The organism is Sporomusa aerivorans (genome assembly GCF_041428895.1).
GTDB lineage: Bacteria > Bacillota > Negativicutes > Sporomusales > Sporomusaceae > Sporomusa > Sporomusa aerivorans.
On sequence record NZ_CP156926.1, the window covers coordinates 1,757,162 to 1,782,089 of the forward strand.

26 protein-coding genes and 1 riboswitch are annotated in these 24,928 nt (G+C 49.8%); of the genes, 25 read left to right on the forward strand and 1 reads right to left on the reverse strand.

Annotation, left to right across the window (positions count from 1 at the left end):
- Positions 1-11 precede the first annotated feature (11 nt).
- The 25 genes from SATMO3_RS07925 to SATMO3_RS08045 all read left to right on the forward strand — a co-directional run bounded on the left by SATMO3_RS07925 (position 12) and on the right by SATMO3_RS08045 (position 23,849).
- Entirely contained in the window at positions 12-1,667 is a 1,656-nt protein-coding gene (locus tag SATMO3_RS07925; RefSeq protein WP_371379848.1) for a response regulator, read from the forward strand.
- Between the two features lie 281 nt (positions 1,668-1,948).
- Positions 1,949-2,290, forward strand: a complete 342-nt coding sequence (gene eutS, locus SATMO3_RS07930) for an ethanolamine utilization microcompartment protein EutS (RefSeq protein WP_371379850.1) — start codon at positions 1,949-1,951, stop codon at positions 2,288-2,290.
- A gap of 4 nt (positions 2,291-2,294) precedes the next feature.
- Positions 2,295-2,726 (forward strand): EutP/PduV family microcompartment system protein, encoded by a 432-nt coding sequence (locus SATMO3_RS07935; protein WP_371379851.1) that lies wholly within the window; start codon positions 2,295-2,297, stop codon positions 2,724-2,726.
- On the forward strand, positions 2,727-3,005 hold the full coding sequence (gene pduA, locus SATMO3_RS07940) for a propanediol utilization microcompartment protein PduA (protein WP_371381684.1): 279 nt from the start codon (positions 2,727-2,729) through the stop codon (positions 3,003-3,005).
- A 26-nt stretch (positions 3,006-3,031) separates the two neighbouring features.
- Positions 3,032-3,823 (forward strand): propanediol utilization microcompartment protein PduB, encoded by a 792-nt coding sequence (gene pduB, locus SATMO3_RS07945; protein WP_371379852.1) that lies wholly within the window; start codon positions 3,032-3,034, stop codon positions 3,821-3,823.
- Positions 3,824-3,843: 20 nt separating this feature from the next.
- Positions 3,844-5,514, forward strand: a complete 1,671-nt coding sequence (locus SATMO3_RS07950) for a propanediol/glycerol family dehydratase large subunit (RefSeq protein WP_371379853.1) — start codon at positions 3,844-3,846, stop codon at positions 5,512-5,514.
- Between the two features lie 16 nt (positions 5,515-5,530).
- The gene (locus SATMO3_RS07955) at positions 5,531-6,178 is read left to right on the forward strand and encodes a propanediol/glycerol family dehydratase medium subunit (protein WP_371379855.1); all 648 of its coding nucleotides are present in this window, start codon (positions 5,531-5,533) and stop codon (positions 6,176-6,178) included.
- A 16-nt stretch (positions 6,179-6,194) separates the two neighbouring features.
- Positions 6,195-6,707 carry a diol dehydratase small subunit gene (locus SATMO3_RS07960; protein ID WP_371379856.1) on the forward strand — a complete coding sequence of 171 codons (513 nt, stop codon included), beginning with the start codon at positions 6,195-6,197 and terminating at the stop codon, positions 6,705-6,707.
- A 12-nt stretch (positions 6,708-6,719) separates the two neighbouring features.
- The gene (locus SATMO3_RS07965) at positions 6,720-8,543 is read left to right on the forward strand and encodes a diol dehydratase reactivase subunit alpha (protein WP_371379858.1); all 1,824 of its coding nucleotides are present in this window, start codon (positions 6,720-6,722) and stop codon (positions 8,541-8,543) included.
- Between the two features lie 5 nt (positions 8,544-8,548).
- Positions 8,549-9,040 (forward strand): glycerol dehydratase reactivase beta/small subunit family protein, encoded by a 492-nt coding sequence (locus SATMO3_RS07970; RefSeq protein WP_371379860.1) that lies wholly within the window; start codon positions 8,549-8,551, stop codon positions 9,038-9,040.
- A complete protein-coding gene (locus SATMO3_RS07975) occupies positions 9,022-9,612 on the forward strand; it encodes a BMC domain-containing protein (protein ID WP_371379862.1) in 591 nt (196 codons plus the stop codon). Before SATMO3_RS07970 ends, SATMO3_RS07975 begins: the two co-directional genes overlap by 19 nt.
- Positions 9,613-9,614: 2 nt before the next feature.
- Complete coding sequence (eutM, locus tag SATMO3_RS07980) at positions 9,615-9,896, forward strand: ethanolamine utilization microcompartment protein EutM (protein ID WP_371379863.1); 282 nt, start codon at positions 9,615-9,617, stop codon at positions 9,894-9,896.
- A 190-nt stretch (positions 9,897-10,086) separates the two neighbouring features.
- Positions 10,087-10,737 (forward strand): phosphate propanoyltransferase, encoded by a 651-nt coding sequence (gene pduL, locus SATMO3_RS07985; protein WP_371379865.1) that lies wholly within the window; start codon positions 10,087-10,089, stop codon positions 10,735-10,737.
- Positions 10,738-10,749: 12 nt separating this feature from the next.
- The gene (locus SATMO3_RS07990) at positions 10,750-11,550 is read left to right on the forward strand and encodes a flavoprotein (protein ID WP_371379867.1); all 801 of its coding nucleotides are present in this window, start codon (positions 10,750-10,752) and stop codon (positions 11,548-11,550) included.
- A 135-nt stretch (positions 11,551-11,685) separates the two neighbouring features.
- The gene (locus SATMO3_RS07995) at positions 11,686-11,970 is read left to right on the forward strand and encodes a EutN/CcmL family microcompartment protein (protein ID WP_371379869.1); all 285 of its coding nucleotides are present in this window, start codon (positions 11,686-11,688) and stop codon (positions 11,968-11,970) included.
- Between the two features lie 6 nt (positions 11,971-11,976).
- Complete coding sequence (locus SATMO3_RS08000; RefSeq protein WP_371379871.1) at positions 11,977-12,954, forward strand: cob(I)yrinic acid a,c-diamide adenosyltransferase; 978 nt, start codon at positions 11,977-11,979, stop codon at positions 12,952-12,954.
- A 32-nt stretch (positions 12,955-12,986) separates the two neighbouring features.
- Complete coding sequence (locus tag SATMO3_RS08005) at positions 12,987-14,426, forward strand: aldehyde dehydrogenase family protein (RefSeq protein WP_371379873.1); 1,440 nt, start codon at positions 12,987-12,989, stop codon at positions 14,424-14,426.
- A 31-nt stretch (positions 14,427-14,457) separates the two neighbouring features.
- On the forward strand, positions 14,458-15,789 hold the full coding sequence (locus SATMO3_RS08010; protein WP_371379875.1) for an SLBB domain-containing protein: 1,332 nt from the start codon (positions 14,458-14,460) through the stop codon (positions 15,787-15,789).
- A 21-nt stretch (positions 15,790-15,810) separates the two neighbouring features.
- A complete protein-coding gene (locus SATMO3_RS08015; protein WP_371379877.1) occupies positions 15,811-16,362 on the forward strand; it encodes a BMC domain-containing protein in 552 nt (183 codons plus the stop codon).
- 42 nt (positions 16,363-16,404) lie between these two features.
- Positions 16,405-17,178 carry a hypothetical protein gene (locus SATMO3_RS08020; protein WP_371379878.1) on the forward strand — a complete coding sequence of 258 codons (774 nt, stop codon included), beginning with the start codon at positions 16,405-16,407 and terminating at the stop codon, positions 17,176-17,178.
- Positions 17,179-17,581: 403 nt separating this feature from the next.
- A complete protein-coding gene (locus SATMO3_RS08025) occupies positions 17,582-18,034 on the forward strand; it encodes a HutP family protein (RefSeq protein ID WP_371379880.1) in 453 nt (150 codons plus the stop codon).
- 109 nt (positions 18,035-18,143) lie between these two features.
- On the forward strand, positions 18,144-19,319 hold the full coding sequence (locus SATMO3_RS08030; RefSeq protein WP_371379882.1) for a CaiB/BaiF CoA transferase family protein: 1,176 nt from the start codon (positions 18,144-18,146) through the stop codon (positions 19,317-19,319).
- Positions 19,320-19,362: 43 nt separating this feature from the next.
- Positions 19,363-19,935: a nitroreductase family protein gene (locus tag SATMO3_RS08035; RefSeq protein WP_371379884.1), complete on the forward strand. Its 573-nt coding sequence runs from the start codon at positions 19,363-19,365 to the stop codon at positions 19,933-19,935.
- A gap of 659 nt (positions 19,936-20,594) precedes the next feature.
- Positions 20,595-20,730, forward strand: a riboswitch (cyclic di-AMP (ydaO/yuaA leader).
- Positions 20,731-21,074: 344 nt separating this feature from the next.
- The gene (locus SATMO3_RS08040) at positions 21,075-22,916 is read left to right on the forward strand and encodes an APC family permease (protein ID WP_371381685.1); all 1,842 of its coding nucleotides are present in this window, start codon (positions 21,075-21,077) and stop codon (positions 22,914-22,916) included.
- 240 nt (positions 22,917-23,156) lie between these two features.
- Positions 23,157-23,849, forward strand: coding sequence for an HAD family hydrolase (locus tag SATMO3_RS08045; RefSeq protein WP_371379885.1), 693 nt, complete (start codon positions 23,157-23,159; stop codon positions 23,847-23,849).
- 25 nt (positions 23,850-23,874) lie between these two features.
- Here the strand turns inward: SATMO3_RS08045 and SATMO3_RS08050 are convergent, their stop codons facing one another.
- The gene (locus SATMO3_RS08050) at positions 23,875-24,915 is read right to left on the reverse strand and encodes an EFR1 family ferrodoxin (protein WP_371381686.1); all 1,041 of its coding nucleotides are present in this window, start codon (positions 24,913-24,915) and stop codon (positions 23,875-23,877) included.
- Positions 24,916-24,928: the final 13 nt, after the last annotated feature.

Sequence of the window (24,928 nt, forward strand, 5' to 3'; positions counted from 1 at the left end):
GGAGACACAATATGTACAGACTCTTGATTGCCGATGATGAACTGCTGGAACGGCAGGCGCTCAGATTTATAATTGAAAAGAACTGTCCGGATATTCAGATAGTTGCAGAAACCGGTGACGGGAAAAGTGCTGTGAGCATTTCTGCGGAGGAAAAGCCGGACATTGTGCTGATGGATATTCGTATGCCGGAACTGAATGGACTGGAGGCGGCCCGTGCTATCCGGTCAATGCTGCCCAATACCGCTATAGTTATGTTGACTGCATTTGACGAATTCAGTTATGCCAAAGAAGCTCTTTCCATTGGGGCTGTGGAGTACTTACTCAAGCCGTTGCGTCCCAAAGACTTGCTGCAGACGCTGCAGTCTGTCGCTGAGAATGTCGGCAGGCGTAAGCGGAAAGAACAGGAAGAAGCCGAGCTTAGAAAAAACATCGAACACGCCATGCCGTTTATCAAGAATTCTTTCATTCAGGACCTGATAGCCGGCAAGATTACTGATTTGGCGAATTTCCGTGAACGCGCCGGTTTCTTTGGCATCAAAACCGGTGCGGGTGTTATTCTGGTTGCTAATATTGATAATTTCAAGCAAATTACCCGCAGTGTTTCTGAACTGGAGCGGCAGGTCGTTAAGCAGCGCGTATACCAGCATATCTGTGAAATCGTCGGCCGGGATACACTGGTAGTTCCGTTCGGCGGTGATGAAATTATCATCCTTATGGGGTATGAAGGCGCCGCTTCTATGGAGCAAATTGAGCAGGAGGTCCGGGAAACGGCCCAAAAAATCCGGGATGGTATCATCCAGCTGGGTATTAGTATTACGATCGGTATCGGGCGCTACTATGACGATCCTTTGCAGATGCATAAGTCCTATATTGAGGCCTCCAGCGCCCAACAGCAAAAAATTTACATTGGCGACAATCAGATTATTCATATTGACGAGTTGCCGCACTTAAGCGCGGTAGCCTTCCGGTATCCTTTTAACTATGAACGCAACCTCCTGGATAAGGTACGGTGCGGTGAACGGCAGCAGGCCAAGGAAGTTTTGCGCCAGCTTCTGCATGAAATCTTTACGGCCAAAGCCAGTGTCGAGATGGTAAAAGCCTGTGTGCTTGAATTGCTGATCGTATTATCAAGAGCGGCAGTGGAAGGCGGTGCTAATCTGGAACAGCTTACACTGCTTAATTTCAACTGCATTAACCGTCTAAATGACTGTATAGACAGGGAAGAGGTCCGCCACTGGATTTTTGATGCTCTGGATCAGTTTATGGACAATATGCTGGAAAATCGCAGCAGTATGAACGTCCGGCTGATCAATAAGGCCTGCGCCTACATTACCGAGAACTTTCATAAGAGCATTTCCCTGGAAGAAGTTGCCCAGACTGTGCATTTGAGCCCCTATTACTTTAGCCGGATTTTCAAAGCCGAGAAAGGTTTTAACTTTGTTGACTTTCTGACCAAAGTTCGTATTGATAAAGCGAAAATTATGCTGCAGAACCCGGAATTGACGGTTGTGCGTGTGGCCGCTGAAGCCGGTTACCAGGATGCCAGTTATTTTTGCCGGGTATTTCGCCAGGAAGTCGGCGTTACCCCAAATCAATACCGGACGCAATCCAAAAAGAAATCAGAGCAGCCGGCGGCAGCCATACAACAACAACCTCGCAAAAAATAACAATAAAATACTATGCGTGATTTCTGCATTTTGCGCTGAGTTTATCAGCATACAAAAAAAGACTGTGAAAACAGTCTTTTTTTGTTTGTCTTCGCAAAAACACCAGGACATAACAAAGAATTACCATTTGTGTTTTTTTGTAATTAATTTCCTGGCGGATCATTGCGCTAATGCTGGCAAATATGTCCTGTGCTTACGCAACTTCATCTCAAGGTAAAATTGCGAAAAAATCTAATTATTACGAGGAATCAGGAAGATAAACAGAATTGTGAGGGAACGACATGTCGCAGGAAAAGCCGAGAGTGGTTCAGGAATATGTGCCTGGTAAACAGGTGACATTAGCCCACCTTATCGCCAATCCCAAAAAAGAGCTGTGTGAGAGACTGGGAATAGTAAACAGCGGCGCTATTGGTATTTTGACCATAACTCCCTGTGAAGCCGCTATCATCGCGGCCGATGCCGCCACCAAAACCGCTGCGGTGCAAATCGGCTTTATGGACCGGTTTACCGGTTCGGTTGTTATTACCGGTACTGTCTCAGCCTGTGAGGCGGCCCTCCTGCAGGTAGTTAATCTGCTGGCCGACGGCCTGGGCTTTTCAACAGCAAAACTGACAAGGTCATAAAGTTATGATTATGTTGGTAGGCCCTGTAGGGGCAGGTAAAACGTCGTTAATCCATGCGCTTAACCAGGACTCCTGCAAGGCGGAAAAAACATCGAGCATCTGCTTTAGTGACGGCAGCATCGATACGCCCGGCGAATACGCGCAAATGCCGCGCTTTTATTCAGCGCTTGCCGTGACGGCCACGAATGCCAAAGTAGTCCTTATGGTGCAGGATGCCACAGATCCGCGTATAACACTCCCACCCGGTTTCGCCGCCATGTTTCCGCGTCCGGTTGTGGGAGTAGTCACCAAAATAGATGCCCCTGGAGCTGACCAGGAACATACCAAACTGCGGCTTAGGCAGGCGGGAATTAAAGAACCTTTCTTCTGTGTTTCCGCGCATACCGGAACCGGTTTGGCCGAATTGACAGAATATCTCATAGGAAAGGAGGTGTAAATAGTGAGCGAAGCATTAGGTATGATCGAAACCAAAGGCTTGGTAGGCGCCATTGAAGCTGCGGACGCCATGGTAAAAGCAGCCAATGTTATGTTAGTAGGCTATGAAAAGATTGGCTCAGGCTTGGTCACTGTTATGGTGCGGGGTGATGTCGGCGCTGTAAAGGCCGCCGTCGACGCAGGCGCAGCAGCTGCCAGAAATGTTGGAGAGGTTGTCTCAACTCACGTTATTCCCCGTCCTCATACAGATGTTGAAAAAATTCTTCCTAAAGTTAAATAAAGCATAAATTTTGGAGGTGTGATTACATGCAAGACCAGTTGATCGAGAAGGTAATGGATGAAATCAAAAAAAGAATGGAAACCGCGGCGGCGGCAGCGCCTGTCCAGGAAGCTGTAAAGGTTGCTTGCAACCCCGGGCTTACCGAGTTTGTCGGTACTGCCATCGGTGATACAGTAGGCCTGGTTATTGCCAATGTTGACCCCATGCTGCATGATAAGATGAAATTAGATTCTAAATACCGCTCCATCGGTATCCTGGGCGCCCGTACCGGTGCCGGTCCGCACATTATGGCTGCTGACGAAGCCGTGAAAGCCACCAATACCGAAATCATCTCCATTGAGTTGCCGCGGGACACCAAAGGCGGCGCAGGACATGGTTCCTTGATAATCTTCGGAGCTGAAGAAGTATCGGATGCCCGTCGTGCTATTGAAGTAGCGTTAAAAGAAATTAATCGCACTATGGGTGATGTGTACGCCAATGACGCAGGTCATCTTGAGCTTCAATACACGGCTCGTGCCAGCTATGCTATCAATAAAGCCTTCGGCGCTCCTCTGGGAAAAGCCTTTGGTCTAATTGTCGGCGCACCTGCCGCTATCGGCGTGCTCATGGCCGATACTGCAGTAAAAACTGCCAATGTGGAAATTGTAGGTTATGCCAGCCCAGCCGGCGGCACTTCCTTCTCCAATGAGGTTATTCTGCAAATTACCGGCGATTCCGGTGCTGTTCGCCAGGCTGTTATTTCGGCTAAGGAAGTAGGTCTTAAAGTATTGGAAGCTATGGCTGGCCCGGCTCCGTCCGTTACAACGCCATACATCTAAGAACAGGGGGGAATTGAGAGATGAAAAGATCAAAACGTTTTGAAGTGTTGGAAGCCCGCCCTGTAAACCAGGATGGTTTCGTGGTCGAGTGGCCGGAAGTCGGCCTGATGGCAATGGGCAGCCCCAACGATCCTAAACCCAGCATTAAGATTGAAAACGGTAAAGTCGTTGAGATGGACGGCATTCCCCGTGCTCAGTTTGACTTTATAGATCAGTTTATCGCCGATTATGCTATTGACACTTCTATTGCTCCTCAGGCAATGGCTATGTCCGATGTTGAAATTGCTAAGATGCTTGTAGACGTCAATGTGTCGCGTGATGAGCTTGTTAAAATAGTTCGCGGCCTGACAGCTGCTAAAATTGTGGCTGTTCTTAACACCATGAACGTTGTGGAAATGATGATGGCGCTGCAAAAAATGCGGGCCCGGAAAATTCCTTCTAACCAATGCCACGTAACCAATCCGCAGGATAATCCGGTACTGATTGCCGCTGATGCTGCTGAAGCTGCCATGCGTGGTTTTGACGAAATGGAAACAACGGTAGCTGTTGTCCGTTATGCTCCGTTCAATGCCCTGGCGCTTCAGGTTGGCGGCCAGGTCGGCCGCGGCGGCGTGCTTATCCAGTGCGCGCTCGAAGAAGCAACCGAACTCCTGTTAGGCATGAGAGGCATTACCGCTTATGCAGAGACCATTTCCGTATATGGCACTGAAAACGTATTCGTGGACGGTGACGACACTCCGTGGTCCAAAGCCTTCCTGGCCTCGGCCTATGCTTCCCGCGGTCTTAAGATGCGTTTTACCTCCGGCACCGGCTCGGAAGTGCAAATGGGTTACGCCGAAGGCAAATCCATGCTGTACCTGGAAGTTAAGTGCATCATGCTGACCCGCGGCGCCGGCGTACAGGGCCTGCAAAACGGCTCGGTAAGCTGCGTAGGCGTGCCGGCGGCTGTTCCTTCCGGTATCCGCGCCATCCTGGGTGAAAACCTGACTGCCGCCATGCTGGATCTCGAGGTTGCCTCCAGTAACGACCAGACCTTTACCCATTCCGATATCCGCCGTACCGCCCGTACCCTGATGCAAATGCTGCCGGGCACCGACTTCATTTGCTCCGGTTACAGCGCCACGCCGAACTATGACAACATGTTCGCCGGCTCCAACTGGGACGTTGATGACTATGACGACTGGAACATCATTCAACGCGACCTGATGGTTGACGGCGGCCTCAAGCCGGTTTCGGAAGAAGCCGTTATTGCCGTACGGAATAAAGCTGCCAAAGCCATCCAGGCCGTATTCAAAGAGTTCGGCTTCCCGGCCATTACCGACGAGGAAGTGGAAGCAGCCACCTATGCGCACGGGACCAAAGATATCATTAAACGTAATGTAGTTGAGGACCTGAAAGCAGCCGAAGAAATGATGAAGCGCGGCATTACCGGTGTTGATATTGTAAGAGCGCTGGCCAAGAACGGCTTTGTCGATGTTGCCGAAAACGCGCTGGGCACTCTGAAACAGCGTATTTCCGGTGATTATCTCCATACCTCGGCCATTCTCGATAAGAATCTTAACGTTGTTAGCGCCGTAAATTGCAAGAACGACTATGCCGGCCCTGGCACAGGCTATCGCCTGAGCAAAGAACGTTGGGATGAAATTAAAGACATACGCCAGGCGATTAAACCGTCTGACTTTGACGTGTGATCTAGGAGAGAGGTGGATGGAAATGCAAATTAACGAACAATTGATTCGCGAAATAGTTGGGCAAGTTCTCGCCGGTATGGTCCAGCCTGCAGCTCCGAAAGCAGCTGTAACCGGCCGTTCCATGACGCTGGTGGAAAAAGGGGAGGCCCGCCCCGGCACCAGAACCGACGAAGTTATTATCGCCCTGGCGCCAGCCTTTGGCAAATATCAGAATAAAACCATCGTAAATGTACCGCACAGCGATGTGTTGCGTGAAATGATCGCCGGCATTGAAGAGGAAGGCGTCAAAGCCAGAGTTGTCCGTGTTTTAAGGAGTTCTGACGTAGCTTTCGCCGCTCACGACTGCACAAAACTCAGCGGCTCGGGCATTGCCATCGGCATTCAGTCCCGGGGCACAACGGTAATCCATCAGAAAGATCTGCCGCCTCTGAGCAACCTGGAATTGTTCTCGCAATCCCCGCTTTTGGACCTGGAAGCCTACCGCCAAATCGGCAAAAACGCTGCCCAATACGCCAAAGGCCAGTCGCCGGTACCTGTACCGACCAAGAATGATCAGATGGCCAGGCCAAAATATCAGGCGAAAGCCGCAGTGCTTCATATTAAAGAAACCGAACATGTTGTTCCCGGCGCCAAGCCGGTTGAACTGGAAGTTCATTTTAATTAGGCGGAGGTGAAAATAAATGACAGATAATAAAATGTTGGAAGATATCGTCCGTGAAGTATTAAAATCCATGGCTGGCGCTCCTCAGGCCGCTGCACCGGCAACTGCCGCTAAAGCCGGTCTGTGCCCTGAGCGCGACTATCCGTTGGCCAGCAAGCGCCCTGAGCTCTTGAAAACGCCTACCGGCAAATCACTGGCAGATATTACGCTGGATAAGATCCTGAATGGTGAGGTAAAATCCGAGGATGTCCGTATTACCCCGGAGACGCTCAGAATGCAGGCCGAGATTGCCGACGGTGTGGGCAGATACCAATTTGCCAATAACCTCCGCCGCGCAGCCGAACTGGTTGCAATTCCCGATGCACGCGTACTGGAAATCTACAATGCCATGCGCCCTTACCGTTCCACCAAACAGGAACTGCTGGCAATCGCTGAAGAACTGGAAGTAAAATACAACGCAAAAATTAACGCCGCTTTTGTGAGAGAGGCCGCAGAAGTCTACGAGCGCCGGAACCGTCTCAGAGCGGACTAAGGTGGGAGCTTCATGCCTATTATTGCAGGCGTGGATATTGGTAACTCCACAACTGAAGTTTGTCTGGCTCAAATAGAGCAAGGCCGGATAGAAAAATATCTGGCCAGCAGTATTATTAAAACAACAGGGATAAAAGGAACTTTGGCCAATGTGCCGGGCATTGTTATCGCCCTGAAAGAGGCGGTGCAAAAGTCCGGGCTAAGTTTAAGCGCACTGGACGAAATACGGCTGAATGAGGCGACGCCGGTTATCGGTGATTTGGCGATGGAAACCATTACGGAAACCATAATTACCGAATCAACCATGATCGGACATAACCCTTCCACACCGGGAGGTATTGGTTTAGGCGTCGGCGTGACGATACCCTTTGACCGGCTTCCCGGGAGTCGCCCGGGGGAAAAAGTCATTTGCCTGATTCCTAAAGGCATTGATTTTGAAGATGCTGCCCGGGGGATCAATGCGGCTATGGCGAGGGGCGTCGAGGTCCAGGGGGCGATAGCTCGTCAGGATGACGCCGTGCTTATCGTTAACAGGCTGGAGTATTCCATCCCGGTTGTTGATGAAGTCACGCTAATTGAAAAAGTTCCTGTCGGTATGCTGGCTGCCGTAGAAGTAGCCGAAGCCGGACAGACAATAAAGACACTCTCTAATCCCTATGGCATTGCCACTGTCTTTACCTTGACACCTGATGAAACCAAAATGGTCGTGCCCATTGCCAGAGCCTTGATCGGTAACCGTTCCGCCGTTGTAGTCCGGACGCCGGAGGGCGATGTCAAAGCCCGGTCCATTCCGGCCGGTTTTGTCACCGTTGTGGGACAAAAGGGTAAGGCTGATATCGATGTCGAAGCAGGCGCCGCCGCCATTATGGAAGCCGTCGAACGGGTACAGCCGGTGATTGATGTCCAGGGCGAGGCCGGCACCAATGTGAACGGCATGCTGGAAAGGGTTCGGCAGGTTATGGCTGAACTAACCAGCCAGCCGGTGACAGAAATGAAAATCCAGGACATATTGGCGGTAGATACCTTTGTACCGCAAAAAGTACAAGGGGGGTTAGCCGGCGAGTTCGCACTGGAAAGCGCTGTCGCCCTGGCGGCCATGGTCAAAACAAGCCGGCTGCCTATGCAGCAGATAGCCAATAAGCTTAATGAAGAACTCGGCGTACGGGTGGTTATCGCCGGAGTGGAAGCCAATATGGCCATCCGCGGAGCCTTAACCACTCCCGGTACGGATAAACCGCTGGCCATCCTGGATATGGGCGGCGGCTCCACCGATGCCGCCATCATTACCAGAGACGGTCGGGTACATTCCATTCATCTGGGCGGAGCCGGCGACATGACCACCATGTTGATCAATTCCGAGCTGGGGCTGAATGATTTCGATTTAGCCGAGGATATTAAAAAGTATCCGTTAGCCAAGGTGGAAAGCCTGTACCACGTTAGGCTGGAAGACGGCACAGTGAAATTTTACGACACCCATTTGCCGCCGCATGTGTTTGCCCGGGTAGTTATTTTAAAAGACGGCGGCATGGTTCCCATACCGTCTGATCATGCGCTTGACAGAATCCGGCATGTACGCCGGGAAGCCAAAAAACGCGTTTTTGTTACCAATGCGCTGCGTTCCTTGGCGCGGGTAGCGCCAACCGGCAACATCCGTCATATTGAGTTTGTGGTCTTAGTCGGCGGTTCGGCGATGGATTTCGAAGTGGCGGACATGGTAACCGACGCTCTGGCTGAATATGGCATTGTTTGCGGGCGGGGCAATATTCGCGGCAGCGAGGGCCCGAGAAATGCAGTTGCTACCGGTCTGGTTCTGTCTTATCTTGACAGTGAGGCGTGAAGACTATGCAATCAGATAATACATTAAATAGACCAAGCATAATCATTACTGCCTGCCCGCATGCCGGCTTTGAGGCTAAGCTGCGCGAGCTTAAAGCAGGTATGGAAGAAGAAGGGGTGCCCTGTCTTTTTGTCAGCGATGACGCCAAGGATGCGATAACCCTGGCGTATAAGGGAGCGCAGGCTTCAACGCTGGGAGTTGGCGTCGGCATCAGTCCGGACGCGTTGTGTGTGCATTACCAAAAGCTGCCGGAGCGACAGCCGCTATTTGTCCTAGCCGGGGAAGGCTCGCTGCCAGAGTGGCGGAACTTTGGCTACAATGCCGCACGGCTTGTTAAGGGTTTGCCTTTTAAAGCAGATCCGGCGGAAGCGGAAACGGCAGCTGCCGAAGATGCCACAGCCCAACTTTACGCAAGTGTCCGTGAGATTGTCCTGAAAATATTGCAGGAAAGTGCTCAAGGCCATGGGGAGGTGAATACATGGTCAAAAACGCTTTAGGTTTGATTGAAGTAGTTGGTTTGGCCGCCGGTATGGCAGCGGCCGACGCGGCGATAAAAGCGGCTAATGTTGAGTTAATTGGCTACGAACTTGCCAAAGGCGGCGGAATGGTTGTAATAAAGCTGTCTGGTGATGTAGGCGCGGTCAAGGCGGCTGTTGATGCCGGCTCAATGGCGGCGGCCAAAATTAATAAAGTGGTCGCCAAACATGTTATACCGCGTCCGCACAATGAAGTAGGCAAAATTATAATCACCAAGGAAACTGTAGGTCTCATGCCGGCTAAAACCGCGCCGGCGGATGCAGAGCCTCCTGCTCAGGCGATCATTTCGCCCGACCCGGAAGATGCGCCTGTTCAAACCGAAACGCAAATCACAGTAAACGATTCTGTTCAGCAAGAAGCCGAAGCGGAGATGGAAGCCGTTCAGGCCGAATCGCTCCAGACGGCAAAACAAGAGCCGGTTAACCCTGCGGAGATCTGCAATTTATGCGGTGATCCGGCATGTTCAAGAAAAAAGGGTGATCCCAGGATAACTTGCATCCATTATGATAAAAACAACAAGGAGGATGAATAAATATGCGCGGAGAGGCATTAGGAATGGTAGAAACCAAGGGCTTGGTAGGTGCAATTGAAGCTGCTGACGCCATGGTTAAGGCTGCCAACGTCGTTTTAGTAGGTTATGAGAAGATTGGTTCCGGTTTGGTAACCGTTATGGTACGGGGCGATGTCGGCGCTGTAAAAGCAGCTACCGACAGCGGCGCTGCTGCTGCCCAACGGGTTGGCGAACTGGTATCTATTCATGTAATTCCCCGTCCTCATGCAGACATTGAAAAAATTCTGCCCAAAGTTTCTGAATAAGCCAGCGTAGAAGGTGAGATTGCCGCGTCAGCGCGGCAATCTCACCGGCATAAACCTAGGAAATCCAATAAAGATTTTCTTCTAAGCAGGGTGTTAGTAACGCTTTGCTGCTGGCGCTTACTCTACGCTTGTACTAACACCCTGTTTAGAAATCCTGATTGGATACTATACAGAAAAATCCGGGGGTGAGATGATGGACCAAAAGATTATTGAACAAATAGTAAGCCAGGTATTGGCATCCATGCCTGCGCTTACGCAGGACGAGAAGGCTGATAACGGTATACCTGTAGGCGTATCCAACCGCCACATCCACCTCTCTGCTGAGCACATTGACATTCTGTTTGGCTCTGGCTATTCCCTGACGAAAGACAAGGATCTTAAACAGACAGGCGAATATGCCGCAAAAGAGACGGTAACCCTGGTAGGGCCTAAAGGGGTTATGCGTAATGTAAGAGTATTAGGTCCGGTACGCGCCTTTACCCAAATTGAGATAGCCCGTACAGATGGTTTCAGCCTGGGGGTAGTGCCGCCGCTTAGGGATTCAGGCAAAATTGCCGGCTCGCCCGGTATTGTTGTTGTCGGCCCCAAAGGCGCGGTTACGCTCACAGAAGGCGTCATTTGCGCTGCACGGCATATCCATATGGAGGAGGCCGATGCCCAAAAGCTTGAGGTAAAGGACGGTGACCGTGTTACAGTTAAAGTACATGGCGCCAGAGGTGGTACTTTTGATAACGTTCTTGTCCGGGTGAACCCGTCCTTCCGGCTGGAATTTCATATTGACACAGATGAAGCCAATGCCGCCGAGCTTAAAAACGGCGACATGGTCACCCTGTGCAAGTAGGAGAGAACTACTGTGGACAATGAAAAACTTGTGGAGTTAATTACCGTGGAAGTACTGAGAAGGCTTAAACAAATGGAAGCTCCGGTACCGGTGCAGCCGGCAGGCTTGCTGCACAAAGCGCTGGCTATATTCACGGGTGGCACCATTGGTCTTGAGGCGAGCCTGGAAGAGTTGAAACTACTACAGGCCATAGGCACGGAAATTACGGTTGTGCTTTCAGCAGCCGCTGAAACGATTGTCGGCGAAAATTGGATCAGGGAAAAACTGGGTAGTCACATACAGGTTGTTACTAGCCAGTCCCCTTATCCAGGAACCCATTTGCGGCTGGCCGATATTGTCCTGGTACCTGTGTTAACGCAGAACACGGCGGCTAAGCTGGCGCACACCCTGTCTGACAGCATGGTCCCTACCCTGATTCTTCAGGCCTTGATGCTTGGTAAACCTGTGATTGCGGCCGCTAATGCAGCAGACCCGCAGGATGACTGGCGGGTACGGAAAAGTATGGCCAAAGCGGCGCCGGCATTGAGAGCGGCGCTGGAAGCCAACCTGAAAAAAATAGAAACCTTTGGAATAGAGCTTGTTCCTGTAGCGAGTCTGGCTGCTGCAGCCAAACAAATACTCCTGCGGGAAGAGCAGCCCGCGTTGCCGGGAGTCTCTGAGAAATCTGCCGGAAAGCAGGTGCTTGATGCAGATCGTGTTAGACGTACTGCGCAGAACGGAATTAAGAGCATTCGTGTGGCGCAGGGGACGCTTATTACTCCGTTGGCGCGCGATATTGCCAGAGAATGTGGAATCGATATAGTTAATTCATGACTCCTGGAAAAACAATAACCGACAAAAAAGTGAGATTGCTTCGTCATACTTTCTCGCAATGGCCTAATCACTCAAGTTATTGCGGACGATAGCGTGGCAATTTCATTACTCGAATTTATGAGGGGATGAAAAAACATGTGGGTAGGAAAAATCATCGGCACACTTGTGGCTACCCCTAAGGATGACAGCCTGACGGGCAGCAAGCTCTTAATTGTACAACCGCTCAGGTTTGGCAATCGTCCGGCCGGTGAACCGGTCGTGGCGGTAGACACTATCGGATCCGGTACCGGTGAGACGGTGCTGGTGGTCGATGGCAGCTCTGCCCGTCATGTAACCGGTAACCCCCAGTCGGCAGTAGATGCAGCCATTGTGGGGATTATTGACAGCATCGAGATAAATAAAAGTTTACTCGAGGAGTAGTCTGCCATGAAAGTGTATACCAAAACAGGCGACGAAGGTAAAACCAGCCTGCTGAGCAAAGAACGGGTCTTTAAAGACAGCGTCCGGGTACACGCTTATGGTACGGTGGACGAGGCCAATGCCGCTATGGGCCTGGCCAAATCCCTTACCGATAAGGAGTGGGCCGTTGATATTATTCATGGCATTCAAAAGGAACTTATTTCCTTAAATGCCGACCTGGCAACCGACGGCTCTGTGACTGACAGCAACCAGTACCGGATTACTCCCGGTCATGTAGAAAGATTGGAAAATATAATTGACAAGCTGGAACAGCAGCGTATTCCGCAACGCTACTTTGTTACCCCGGGAGAAACATCAGCCAGTGCAGCGCTTGATCTGGCACGAACCATTGTCAGGCGCGCCGAACGCTGTATTGTCAGACTAAGGCGTACCGAAACCGTCCACACACCGGTTGCACTCTACTTGAACCGGTTATCCGACCTTTTGTTTGTGCTGGCAAGGTGTGTTGAACAGGAAGATTTGATTGCTAAGGTAACCCGGGCTGTAATGCAGGTTCTTAAGGAACGCGAGCAATTTGACGGGGGGACGACTGATATGCTGGACAGAGCCAAGAGGATGATTGAAGCTGCCGAGAAAAAAGCAATTGAGATTGGCGTGCCAATGGTCATTGCTGTTGTTGATGCCGGCGGTAATCTTGTCGCACAGGAACGGATGGACAACGCACTGCTCGCCAGTGTTTCCATAGCACTCAATAAAGCCTATACCGCAGTTGCGCTTAAAATGTCTACAGACCAAGCGGCTGCCGTATCGCAGCCTGGTCAGATGTTATATGGTTTAAATACCACCGACGGCTGCCGGATGGTTGTATTCGGCGGCGGCTTCCCCCTGTGGGAAAATGGCGTTTTGGTTGGTGGAATCGGTGTAAGCGGCGGATCAGTCGACGAAGATATGACTGTAGCCAAAGCCGGTCTGGCTGCCTTTTAAAAAGGATGCCCAGGAACGGAGGAGGAAAATACATGACTATTGATCAGAATTTAATTGCAAAAATTACAGCTGAAGTAATGGCCAGAGTTCAGGGGCTAGAGCCCGAATCCGCACACGGTGATGGCGGTATTTTTCAAACTATAGATGACGCTGTGTCTGCTGCCCGTGCTGCCCAGAAACAGCTTAAAAAACTGTCGATTGAGAAGCGGGAAGAACTTATTGCCGGTATGCGCAAAGCGGTTTGTGAAAACGCGGAAAAACTGGCCGAAATGGCCGTGAAAGAATCCGGTATGGGACGGGTCGCCGATAAAGTTTTAAAAAATAAGCTGGCCGCCGCCAAAAGTCCGGGAACAGAGGACTTAAAGAGTGAAGCCTGGAGCGGTGACCGCGGCTTAACCCTGATTGAGATGGGACCTTATGGGGTTATTGGCTCTATTACGCCGACAACCAACCCGTCTGAAACCGTAATCTGTAACGGTATCGGGATGGTTGCCGCCGGCAATGCGGTTGTGTTCAGCCCGCATCCCACGGCCAAAAACACTTCACTGTTAACAATCAAATTACTAAACGAAGCTATTGTAAAAGCCGGCGGTCCGGCCAACCTGCTGACGGCAGTGGCGGAGCCATCTCTTTCCGCCACAAATGCCATGATGAATCATCCGGGCATTAACATGCTGGTAGCAACCGGCGGTCCGGCGGTTGTAAAAGCCGTTATGTCCTGCGGCAAGAAGGCCATCGGCGCCGGGGCGGGCAATCCGCCGGCCGTGGTTGATGAAACCGCGGATATTGAAAAGGCCGCCAAAGACATCATTGACGGCTGCTCCTTTGATAATAACCTGCCTTGCATTGCTGAGAAAGAAGTTATTGTCGTCGGGAGTGTAGCCGATAAGCTGATGTCTTATATGCAGCGCTATGGCGCCTATTTAATTTCCGGGCAGGATATTGACAGGCTGGCCAAAGTGATTTTAACCGAGCAGGAAGAACTGGCGGCTGCCGGCTGCACGGAAAAACCGAAAAAATCGTATGCCGTCAATAAAAACTTTGTCGGCAAAGACGCCAAATACATTTTGAGCCAAATTGGTATCAATGTGCCTGACAGCATTAAAGCCGTCATATGTGAGACTGAGGCCGACCACCCCTTTGTTATTGAGGAACTTATGATGCCGGTGCTGCCGGTTGTGCAGGTGAAAGATATCGATGCAGCCATCGAATTGGCTGTAAAGGTCGAGCATGGCAATCGTCATACCGCCATCATGCACTCTAAGAATGTCGATAACTTAACCCGCTTGGCCAAAGCTATCGAAACAACGATTTTTGTAAAAAACGCTCCGTCTTACGCCGGTATCGGCGTTGGCGGCGAAGGGTTTACTACTTTTACGATCGCCGGACCGACCGGCGAAGGGCTTACCTCTGCACGCAGCTTTACCCGCCAGCGTCGTTGCGTTCTGGTGGATGCACTGTCCATTGTGTGAGTACAGGATAGGTAAAGGGAGTAGGTGAAGTATGCGGGAAGAAATTATTGCTGCCGTCAAGGCAGCTGGCGTAGTGGGAGCCGGCGGCGCCGGTTTCCCCACTCACGTAAAAATTAACGCCAGTGTCGATACAGTAATTGTCAACGGAGCCGAGTGCGAGCCGCTCTTACGAGCCCACCAGCTCCTTATGGCCAGTGAAAGTTCCAAGCTGATCATAGGACTAAAAACTGTCATGCTGGCTACCGGCGCAAGGCGCGGCGTCATTGGTCTGAAACGCAAATACGCGGAAGCCGTAACCAAGCTTGAGGCCGAATTAAAGCAAACCAATGAAAAGGAAATTGAACTGGCTTTTCTGACAGATATTTATCCGGCAGGCGACGAACAAGTACTGGTGCATGAAGTGACAGGCAGAATTGTTCCGGAGGGCGGTATTCCGCTGCATGTGGGGGTTGTGGTAGCCAATGTGGAAACTCTCATAAACGTTGCCGAAGCGCTTGCCGGTAAGCCGGTAACAGAGAAATATGTCACGGTAACGGGCGCTGTAAGTAAACCGGTAACCCTGAAAGTCCCTATTGGGATGGCCATCCGGGAACTGATTGCCCTGGCAGGCGGGGCTACTGCTCGTGATTATGCCCTAATCGACGGGGGGCCTATGATGGGGAAACTGACAACCGATGATCAGCCGGTGACCAAGACGACCGGCGGCATCATCGTGTTGCCGAAAGAACATTCGCTCATTAGTCAGAAAAGCACAACCTGGGCGGCGATTGCCAACCGGGCCAAAGCCGTATGCTGTAATTGCCGGGCCTGTACCGACGTCTGTCCGCGCAATCTCTTAGGTCATAGCCTGGAACCGCACCGCATTATGCAGGCTATCGGCCGCGGGCAATATAATGAGGCCGATGTTGTTACCAGGGCACTGTTATGCTCTGAATGCGGCGCATGTGATACTTTTGGCTGTACTATGGGCCTGTCGCCGCGCCGGGTAAATGCGGAATTAAAACGGCAGTTTGGCCAGGCGCGCCTGAAAAATCCTCATAATGCCAAACCGCAAAGCCCCCGTACCAACCGGCAGTACCGGCTCATCCCCACCAAGCGTCTCTTATATCGTCTGGGCCTCGAAAAATATGATGTCAAAGCACCCTTGAATATGGAGGCTGCTATAGCCAAAGATGTCAGAATACTGCTATCTCAGCATATCGGTGCTCCGGCCAAACCGGTTGTAAATGTTGGCGATCAGGTTGCCAAAGGGGACGTGATTGCCGTCATTCCGGAAGGGGCTGCGGTAGGCGTTAGCCTGCATGCCAGTATATCAGGACAAGTTTATGCTGTGGACCAAGCAATCGGGATTAAAAGCGTGTAATGCAGCAGGGGGAGAATGAAAATGAAACGTGCCATAGGCTTATTGGAAATAAAAAACATTACTAAAGGCATTTTAGTGGCTGATGCCATGCTGAAAGCGGCCAATGTTGAACTCTTTTTGTCGCAACCCCTGTGCCCGGGTAAGTATGTTGTTATGGTCGGCGGTGATGTTGGCGCCGTACAAAGCGCCGTGCGCAGCGGTAAAAGTGTTGGCGGGTCGGAAAACATAGTCGATGAATTCGTGCTGCCCAATATTCATCCTGATATTTTCCAGGCGCTATCGGGTTGTACAGAAGTTAAACAGATCAAATCACTGGGGATTATTGAAAGCTATTCAGTAGCTTCGGCTATTGTGGCTGCCGATACAGCCGCTAAAGCGGCGGCTGTGCAGATTCTGGAAGTTCGCCTGGCCCGCGGGATGGGCGGAAAAGCCCTAGTATCGTTGACCGGCGAAGTCGGCGCCGTAACGGCGGCGGTGCGCGCCGGCAGCAATGCCATCGAAGACAGCGGGTTCCTTGTGGATCAGTTGGTTATTGCCGCACCGCACCATAGTCTCCATCAGGCTTTATTCTAAAATTTTTTTTCGATAAAAAATTCCGAAAGGTGGGAATTATCTATGTTTCCGATTGTGGAAATCGCTGCAGCCTTCGGAGGCGGTATCCTCGGCGCAGCCCTTGGAGCTTTACCTGCTTTCATCATGACAGGTGTTTTGGTTCTTGCTAACATGACTGACATGGCTTTCGGCCCCTATTTTGGACCTCATATTTCTTTTGCCGGGGGGGTAGCAGCGGCGGCATTTGCCGCAAAACGCGGCAGTTTAGAATCAGGTAAAGATATTTTGACGCCGTTGGCAAAATTAAATGACGGCTATGTTCTTCTGGTAGGTGGAATATTTGGTGCAGCCGGTCTTATGGCACAGAAGCTATTTGCCGGTGTAGGTACTCCAACCGATACGGTAGCTCTTACCGTTGGCCTTTCCGGTGTTGTTGCACAGCTTCTGTTTGGCAGCAGAAAAGTATTTCAAGGCTACTCACTGCCGGACGGTAAGACAGCTCTCTTCTTGATCGCATTAGGCCTGGGTGTTGGCTTAATATCCGGCTATGCAGCCATTGTGACTAAAAATGTTGTTCTAGGCTTTGGGGTTGCCGCTACCACCTTAATACTTGTACAATTTATGGGAGTAGGGCCTGTAACCCACCATGTCGCACTGCCGGCGGCACTGGCGGCGGCAGCTACCGGCAACATCTGGATGGGCGCATTGTTTGGAATTTTAGGAGCTTTACTTGGCGATCTCTATGGTAAGGTTATGAATAGCAGCGATACTCATGTTGACCCGCCGGCTCTGACTATTGCTACATTAACCTTGGTCGTAGTTTTGTTTCTAAAATAAGCGGCACCTGCCTTCAGCAAAAAAGCTGTCACCCAGAGCATGACTGGTATTGGTAAAATAGACGAGCGCCTTGTTATTATGCTGGCTGTTGCAAACTGCTGGCCTGCGGCGAAGTGGAATTGCTGCCGGTTGCGCTTTAATAAAGTACTGACCCTGTGCTCTGCACTGCTAGTGTAGAGCCTTTTTTTATCCTGATAGAAAGTATAATTTTCGCCTGGATAAGGGCAACATCGGCTTCCGCTTTCGCCAAAGGCTCGGCTGAGGCCGTGTTTTCTTTATTGTGCTGAAAGAAAGCTCAAGTTTACTTTAACATCGTTTTGCAGGGGTGGATTGCATGGTGTATCTTGACGAAATATAACGAATAATGTAAAATTAGTATATAGTGAGATAGAGGGATAGAGTAATGAAAGATTGTAATCAAGCTTTTATGCAAGACAGTGTCCGCAGCGTTGGCACTGCTGCCATGCTATTGGCGTTAACCCGTACCATGGCCGATGAAGAGGCTGTGAAAAGGATGCTGACCGGCCAGGGGTTTCGCTTTGTTGTGACAGAAGTAGGCGGGAATTCGGCTGTGTCTGAATTCCAGGGAAAAGTCACCAAATCGGTGCTTGGCGCAGCTTTAAACAGCGGCATTATTTCTAAGACGCCAACGAATTATCACGCTTTACTGCATGCTACCGATGAAGCCAAACGGGGAATTTTAGTCAATGTCGCCAGTAGCGCCAGCATAGCCGTCAAAATAGCCATAGTGAGAGACGAGGCCTGGATTGCGGTAGCTTTGTTCGGGGAGTCGGCTATTCATCCGTTGACCAATCATGAACGGGCCGGTTTGGGATTAATGCATTTAGGCAGATAAATTTTGATAGTTAGAGTATGAGGGACAGAGTGAAGATTTATTTCATTCTGTCCTTTTTTATTTCTTAACCCTCTATTACATCTAATAAAAAACAAAGGAGAGATTGACAATGAAAGCTCTTGAAGGAATACGGGTACTGGATTTAAGCCGGGTTTTGGCCGGTCCTTACTGCACGATGATGTTGGCCGACTTTGGGGCCGATATTATAAAGATAGAACCACCCGGAGTAGGGGATGATTCACGGGCCTTTGGTCCGTTTGTCGGTAAGGAAAGCGCGTACTTTATGAGCCTGAACCGCAATAAACGCTCGATGACGCTGAATTTTAAACGTCAGGAAGAATGCGAGCTGTTTAAAGAAATGGTACTGCATGCTGACGTAGTTGTAGAAAACTACCGCCCCGGTACTATGGAAAAGTTTGGCCTCGGCTATGAAGAGTTAAAGAAGATCAACCCCAAGCTGATTTATGCCGCTTGCTCCGGCTTTGGCCATACCGGCCCCTATCGTGATAAACCGGCCTATGATATTATCGTCCAGGCCATGGGCGGTATTATGAGCATTACCGGCGCCGAGAACGGGGAGCCAACCCGTATTGGCGCATCGGTTGGTGATATTATTGCCGGTATGTTTACCGCATATGGTGTTATGACTGCCCTGTTTCACCGGGCCCGGACCGGCGAAGGTCAAAAAGTGGATGTAGGGATGCTGGACTGCCAGGTAGCCGTACTGGAAAATGCAATTTCCCGCTATGTTACTTCGGGAGTTGTTCCCGGACCGCTTGGCAACCGTCATCCCTCGATTACTCCGTTTTCTTCCTTTACAGCTAAGGATGGCTATATCATTGTAGGCGCAGGCAACGACCGCCTTTGGGAACGCCTGTGCAATATCCTGGAGCGTCCGGACCTGATAAAGGATGCCCGCTTTGACACCAACGCCAACCGTACCGCCAACTCCAAAGAGCTGGGCGCTATCCTGGATGCAGTTTTTAAAGCCAAGTCCATTCAAGAATGGCTGGGTATTCTCGAAGAGGCCGGACTGCCCTGCGCACCGATTAATACTGTTGACAAGATTGTCAATGACCCGCACATTGCCGCCCGTAATATGATTGTGGAGCTTGACCATCCGGTGGCGGGGAAATTAAAGATGCCGGGTGTACCTGTTAAGCTGTCGGCTACTCCCGGGGAGGTTGAACAGCATGCCCCGCTGTTAGGGCAGCATACTGGTGAGATTTTGCAAGAAATTCTTGGCTGGGATCAGGATAAGACCGACTCGTTTTTTAAAAAATAGGAATGTGAGTTAGTTGAAAAGCGGGAAACTGCGAGGAGGTTACATGGATTGCTTTGAAGCTATTGTTACAAGACGGAGTTGTCGCAATTTCAAAAGTCAGCCTGTTGAGCGGGAAAAACTTAACCGGATTTTAGAGGCGGCCATCTATGCGCCTTCGCCGGCCAATAAACAGCCCTGGGAGTTTATTGTAACGCAAAACGCCAAATATAACACCAGATTGAAGAGTGTTGCCGATCTGACGAAAGACAAGCTGGCCGATCGCAGCGGGTGGAAATGGCTCCCGGCATTCAGCCTGGAATTTTTGGTGCAGGCGCCGATATTGATTGTGATTGTGGGGGATCCGGCGCGTAATGGGGCTGAACAGTTTCTTGACGAGCCGAGTCCCGGGTATTTGGAGGCTTGCAGCGCCGCTGTGCAAAATATGCAGCTGGCGGCCCAGTCGCAAGGATTAGGGACACTTTGGTTTTCGCTGTTTGAAAAGAGTGACGTCCGTGATATTTTTAACATTAGTCAAGATAAAGATCCGATTGCTATCCTTTGCGTAGGTTACCCTGAATTCATTGGGAAAGCGCCTGTGCGCAAGTCTGTTGAGGACAAGGCCACTTTCCTGGATTAGTTCTGTACTGAGCTACAATAAACAGAAACTCCCGAGTCGCCAGTGAAGCCCGGGAGTTTCTGTTATTTTTATTACCGGTACTGTCAAATTGCCCCGAGGCGTAAGAGCAATGCGCGGTTTGGCCCAAGTTTAATTCTCCCAGTCTGGAGCATTTTAATAGGACAGGATATTTTTTTTAAAAAAATTTCTGATAAATAGGCTTGCAAATGAGCCGTCCTTATGTTATTATCTAAGTAAGCACCATCCTTATAGCGCCAAAGATTTAAACCAGTCTGCAGTAGGTAGGAAACTTTCCCGTTTTCCGTTTGTTGCAAATAGGTTAATTATCTGGCAGGATAGTGTTTTTTGCTTTACCCAAAGGTCATTTGATTACCAGGTTTCGTGTTGTACAAAGAATTGTCTCGTTCCCGTTCGCAAGCTAGTTTGTATAAGGTTAAGATGTATTATGTACAGTGACTGACTGCTATAGGGATGGGTGCTCTGGAAAAAGGGGGAGGGTAGCCTCCCCCTTAGTTTTGTACTTCTTCTGCGCTTTTTTCTCAAGCTCGCTGCAAACCGGTATTTACTTCATTAATGTAAATAAATGGTGTTGCCGAGCGGCCTTGAATGCCCACCAATAAAGGACTTGACTTAGAATTATACATTTGCTACTATTTAAGTAATTGAACAGGCCGAGTTCCGATTGGAAGCGGAGGACCCACCTTTGGGGTTAATTCTGTTATGAAACAGAAGGGATGTTGTAGCTCTTGCCATCCTACCCGTCAGCTAACTTCGTAGGCTAAAGCAAGAGGTCATTTATGACCTTAGGGTCTTTTTTTATTGCACAAAATCAAATTATCTTACCATACAGGGACGCCTTATCCTTGGAAAACCGGGGAGTGGGTTTCATTGTGTGGTTATAAGTAACGTCTGGTTGACAAAACACAGGGACTGCGGTCCGGGTGCAAAGTAGGCCGGTACGGAAAACTAAGAGGTTAGCAATTGGCTGGACCTTTGGTTTTTTGTACCGGTTTTTTATTTTCGGTTAAACCAGGCAGCGTTACAGGGGAGGTAAGAGAACAACGCTATAGGGACAGCTTACTTTATCACAAAAATAGAATTACAGAGAAGTTTCAGATCATCTTGGAGGAATGATTACGTTGATGAGAGAACTCAGGCGGTTTTTGATCGGTAGACCGCTGCATAATACGGAATTAGCGCATGAGCGATTGCCAAAATGGAAAGCGCTGTCCATCTTTTCATCTGATGCTTTGTCGTCGGTAGCTTATGGACCGGAGCAAATTATGCTTGTCCTGGCGGCAGGTCAGATTTTAGCCTATGGCTATATCGGACCGACCGCTATATCCATTCTCATGCTACTAGGAATTGTGGCTATATCTTATGTTCAGGTGGCAAAGGCAAATCCCGGCGGCGGCGGCGCCTATGCCGTTGCCAAAAAAAATCTGGGGGAATTACCGGCTCTCATTGCCGCCGCATCTATTTTTGCCGACTATGTTCTGACTGCCGCCGTAAGTGTATCGGCGGGGACGGCGGCCATTGTATCGGCTTTCCCGGCGCTTATTGGCAAAGAGGTAACTATTGATCTTTGCATTCTGTTTGGGATTCTTATGTTAATTAATTTGCGCGGTGTCAGAGAATCGTCTAACGCGTTCGTCTATCCAACGTATGCATTTTTATTAGGGATATTATGTCTATTACTGACAGGCATTTATCAGGCTGTAACCCAGTCAGGCGCTATTTTGCCCCAGGAATCGCTGGCCAGGCAACAATTGGACTGGGGCATGATGTTTCTTATACTCAGGGCGTTTGCCAACGGCTGCAGTTCCATGACCGGCATTGAGGCTATTGCCGACAGTGTGCCCATGTTCAAAAGTCCTGAAGCCCGCAATGCGGTAACCACAACGTATTGGATGGCAGGTATCCTCGGCTTTATGTTTAGCGGCATAACCTTTCTTATTCTCGGTCATCATATTCTGCCGATTGAAAGCGTAACTGCCTTATCGCAATTGGCAGAATCTATTTTCGGCCGTACGCCGTTGTACTTTTATATTCAGGTCACTACTATGCTAGTATTATATTTGGCAGCCAACACAGCCTATAACGGCTTGCCGATTCTTCTGTCAATTGTTGCTAGGGACGGTTATATGCCGCGTTATCTGGCTGTCAGGGGCGAGCGCCTTACCTATTCAAATGGCATTATTTTATTAACAATAGCGGCTGCGTTTCTGATCGTCGGTTACCACGGCAATACCGATAATCTAATTTCGCTGTATGCAATTGGTGTTTTTGTATCCTTTACCATTGCTCAGTCCGGGATGATCGTTCATTGGCGGCGGGAAAGGCCGCGCGGCTGGCAGCTGCGTGTAATTGTGAATGGTTTGGGAGCCTGTGTTACCGGACTTGTTGTACTGATTATTACCATTACTAAGTTTTCTCACGGCGCCTGGATTATTTTGGTGTTTATCCCGGTTATGATCTATGTTTTTAAGCAAATAAAAGCTCATTACAACGATATGGCCGAACAGTTGCATTTACCCTTGGCGGAGCTGGATACCATTAAGCCGGTTGCCCGGCGGAAAAATACGGTGATTGTACCGGTTTCAAGTCCGACCAGGGTTGTATTTGAGACAATCGAATATGCGAAAACTATCGGTGACAATTTAATTGCCCTTCATATTGCCAGTGATGATGAATCGGCGGCGCGGGTGGCTGCCAAGTGGAAATGCTGGGATCCGGGAGTAGAGTTAGTTACTATTCAATCCCCCTACCGGCTGGTTATGCAGCCATTGCTCAACTATATAGAGGAAATGGAAGAAAAGAAAGCGCCTGAAGACTACATCACCGTGATTATACCGGAATTTGAGACCAAGCGCTGGTGGCACCGCCTGCTACATAACCAGACCGGCTGGATATTGAGGACTGTGCTTATTTTGAAGGACAACGTAATTGTAACTACAATACCTTACCACTTACAAAAGTAACGAATGAAGGTTGGCAAGAACGGTTTCATTGCAAAATATATAGCTCTTGTAAATTCCACTAGTTGGCATTATAATTTTATTTATATCGTATCTCTATCTAATGCGGTCAGACTGCACAGGTAGCGGGTGAAAAAATGGTTTAAAGCAGACACGGGTAAATTTCGTGTCTGCTTTTAGCTTAGCAATACCCTGTTTGTAAATCTTTATCTGGATATTAATATGTTAACAGGAGGTCGTCAGGTGCATATATTATTTTGGGATATCGACGGAACTTTGATTAGAACATCTAAGGCCGGACTGTTTGCTTTTGCTCAGGCGGCAGAGGAATTGTGGGGCAAGGCTGTCAATTTTGACAATATCATGGCAGCAGGTATGACTGATAATTATATTGCCAGACAAATCATTGAATCGGTACTCGGGCGCGAGGCCAGTTGCGAAGAAATAGATACGCTGTGCCGCAGTTACGAAAGGTTACTGCCTGAGCACCTGGCAGTCAGAAAGGGCCTGGTTTTACCGGGGGTGCGCGACATATTGTCCTGTCTGAACGCGAACGCGGATTACAGGCTGCTCTTGTTAACAGGCAATAGTCACGAGGGTGCCGCGGTAAAACTTAAATACTTTGAACTGGCCGGGTATTTCGATTTTGCCTGCAGTGCGTTTGCCGGTAAGTACGAGAAACGGGTAGATATAGCCCGTCAGGCTTTGTCATCCGTTTGCCTGAATTGGGGCGATCCCAGTCAGCATAAAATCTATGTAATTGGCGATACACCCCATGATATTGAGTGCGGAAAAGCCATTAATGCCTATACTATCGGTGTGGCTACAGGCACCTATTCAGTGGCGCAGCTTAAAGATTGTTTGCCGTGGTGGGAGATTGAGAGTCTGCCTAGTCCGGAAAGTTTCGTAGATAAAATAACAGCCGCCAGGGTATAACCTTGCGGCTGTTTAAACATGTTGTTTATTTGTGAATATCCTTAAGAGATACTCCCGGAGCCCGGTAACGGCGGAAGTATTTGGTATGGGACAAACTCGCCAGTACTGCCGCAACCGGTTTTATGCGTAAAATGAGGTGCAGCAGCCAGTATACGGCGGCAACACTTAGCAGCGTATACATGTACTGTAAGACAAACTGAAGGATTTGCGGCAGGTCCATAAATACATAACCTAGCTTACCGGACAGCCAGGCTGCTACGGGCAAAGACAACACATAAGCAAACAGAAAAACGATCAGGGGGCTGACCTGGATAGCTTTTTGCGGGCAGTAGTTCATACAGGCCATGCAACTGTCGCAGGAATAACTCCAATGGGGTTTATTCCCTGTCATTGACAGTGCTTGCTTGGGGCAAATCCGCCGGCAGAGGGCACAGCCGTTGCATTGGTCCGAGGCGAAAAAAAGTTTGGCCAGGATAAATTGCGCCAGGATTATATACATAAAAGAGATCCGGGCCAACCCAAGCCCGAGGAGCAGCGGGATAAAGCCGTTATAATAAGAGTGTCCGGCGGAAACTCTCCGGGCAATGGTTTGCACCGTGTTCCGGGCTTTAGTTACGATGGCCTGTACATTCTCGTCATTTAATCCCCAGTGGACGGCCGTCCAGTTCGATGGCATATCTACGGCTGAGACTGCTTTTACCTTATACCCCCTCAGCCATAGGAGCAGGGCTATAAGATAACCTGCGGTTCCTTCCATGCCTGGGAATGCATAGCCTAGAATCCTTGTACCGGCCCGCGTAGGCAGTACGACAGCATGGGTACCGCTGCCTGCCGGCAGACGAAAAATATATTTTATCATCAGCCAGGGAGCTGTAAAACCATGGGTAGGATAGCTGAAAATCACGAGGTCGGTATCAGCAGGAATGCCGGCAGGCTGATTCTCTTTAACCTGCCGCAAGACTGTCCGGGCTGAAGAAAAGGCTGCCAAAAACCAGCCGGCCACTTTATAGGAGTTGCCTGTTCCAGTCATAAAGAAGGCGGCAATGTTACTGTACAAGTTTATCACCTCGTCATTATTA

What these genes read in the sequence shown, in the direction of transcription:
- SATMO3_RS07925 (WP_371379848.1), top strand. Translation starts at nt 12, where the DNA reads ATGTACAGACTCTTGATTGCCGATGATGAACTGCTGGAACGGCAGGCG.
- eutS (WP_371379850.1), top strand. Translation starts at nt 1,949, where the DNA reads ATGTCGCAGGAAAAGCCGAGAGTGGTTCAGGAATATGTGCCTGGTAAA.
- SATMO3_RS07935 (WP_371379851.1), top strand. Translation starts at nt 2,295, where the DNA reads ATGATTATGTTGGTAGGCCCTGTAGGGGCAGGTAAAACGTCGTTAATC.
- pduB (WP_371379852.1), top strand. Translation starts at nt 3,032, where the DNA reads ATGCAAGACCAGTTGATCGAGAAGGTAATGGATGAAATCAAAAAAAGA.
- SATMO3_RS07950 (WP_371379853.1), top strand. Translation starts at nt 3,844, where the DNA reads ATGAAAAGATCAAAACGTTTTGAAGTGTTGGAAGCCCGCCCTGTAAAC.
- SATMO3_RS07955 (WP_371379855.1), top strand. Translation starts at nt 5,531, where the DNA reads ATGGAAATGCAAATTAACGAACAATTGATTCGCGAAATAGTTGGGCAA.
- SATMO3_RS07960 (WP_371379856.1), top strand. Translation starts at nt 6,195, where the DNA reads ATGACAGATAATAAAATGTTGGAAGATATCGTCCGTGAAGTATTAAAA.
- SATMO3_RS07965 (WP_371379858.1), top strand. Translation starts at nt 6,720, where the DNA reads ATGCCTATTATTGCAGGCGTGGATATTGGTAACTCCACAACTGAAGTT.
- SATMO3_RS07970 (WP_371379860.1), top strand. Translation starts at nt 8,549, where the DNA reads ATGCAATCAGATAATACATTAAATAGACCAAGCATAATCATTACTGCC.
- SATMO3_RS07975 (WP_371379862.1), top strand. Translation starts at nt 9,022, where the DNA reads ATGGTCAAAAACGCTTTAGGTTTGATTGAAGTAGTTGGTTTGGCCGCC.
- eutM (WP_371379863.1), top strand. Translation starts at nt 9,615, where the DNA reads ATGCGCGGAGAGGCATTAGGAATGGTAGAAACCAAGGGCTTGGTAGGT.
- pduL (WP_371379865.1), top strand. Translation starts at nt 10,087, where the DNA reads ATGATGGACCAAAAGATTATTGAACAAATAGTAAGCCAGGTATTGGCA.
- SATMO3_RS07995 (WP_371379869.1), top strand. Translation starts at nt 11,686, where the DNA reads ATGTGGGTAGGAAAAATCATCGGCACACTTGTGGCTACCCCTAAGGAT.
- SATMO3_RS08000 (WP_371379871.1), top strand. Translation starts at nt 11,977, where the DNA reads ATGAAAGTGTATACCAAAACAGGCGACGAAGGTAAAACCAGCCTGCTG.
- SATMO3_RS08005 (WP_371379873.1), top strand. Translation starts at nt 12,987, where the DNA reads ATGACTATTGATCAGAATTTAATTGCAAAAATTACAGCTGAAGTAATG.
- SATMO3_RS08010 (WP_371379875.1), top strand. Translation starts at nt 14,458, where the DNA reads ATGCGGGAAGAAATTATTGCTGCCGTCAAGGCAGCTGGCGTAGTGGGA.
- SATMO3_RS08015 (WP_371379877.1), top strand. Translation starts at nt 15,811, where the DNA reads ATGAAACGTGCCATAGGCTTATTGGAAATAAAAAACATTACTAAAGGC.
- SATMO3_RS08020 (WP_371379878.1), top strand. Translation starts at nt 16,405, where the DNA reads ATGTTTCCGATTGTGGAAATCGCTGCAGCCTTCGGAGGCGGTATCCTC.
- SATMO3_RS08025 (WP_371379880.1), top strand. Translation starts at nt 17,582, where the DNA reads ATGAAAGATTGTAATCAAGCTTTTATGCAAGACAGTGTCCGCAGCGTT.
- SATMO3_RS08030 (WP_371379882.1), top strand. Translation starts at nt 18,144, where the DNA reads ATGAAAGCTCTTGAAGGAATACGGGTACTGGATTTAAGCCGGGTTTTG.
- SATMO3_RS08035 (WP_371379884.1), top strand. Translation starts at nt 19,363, where the DNA reads ATGGATTGCTTTGAAGCTATTGTTACAAGACGGAGTTGTCGCAATTTC.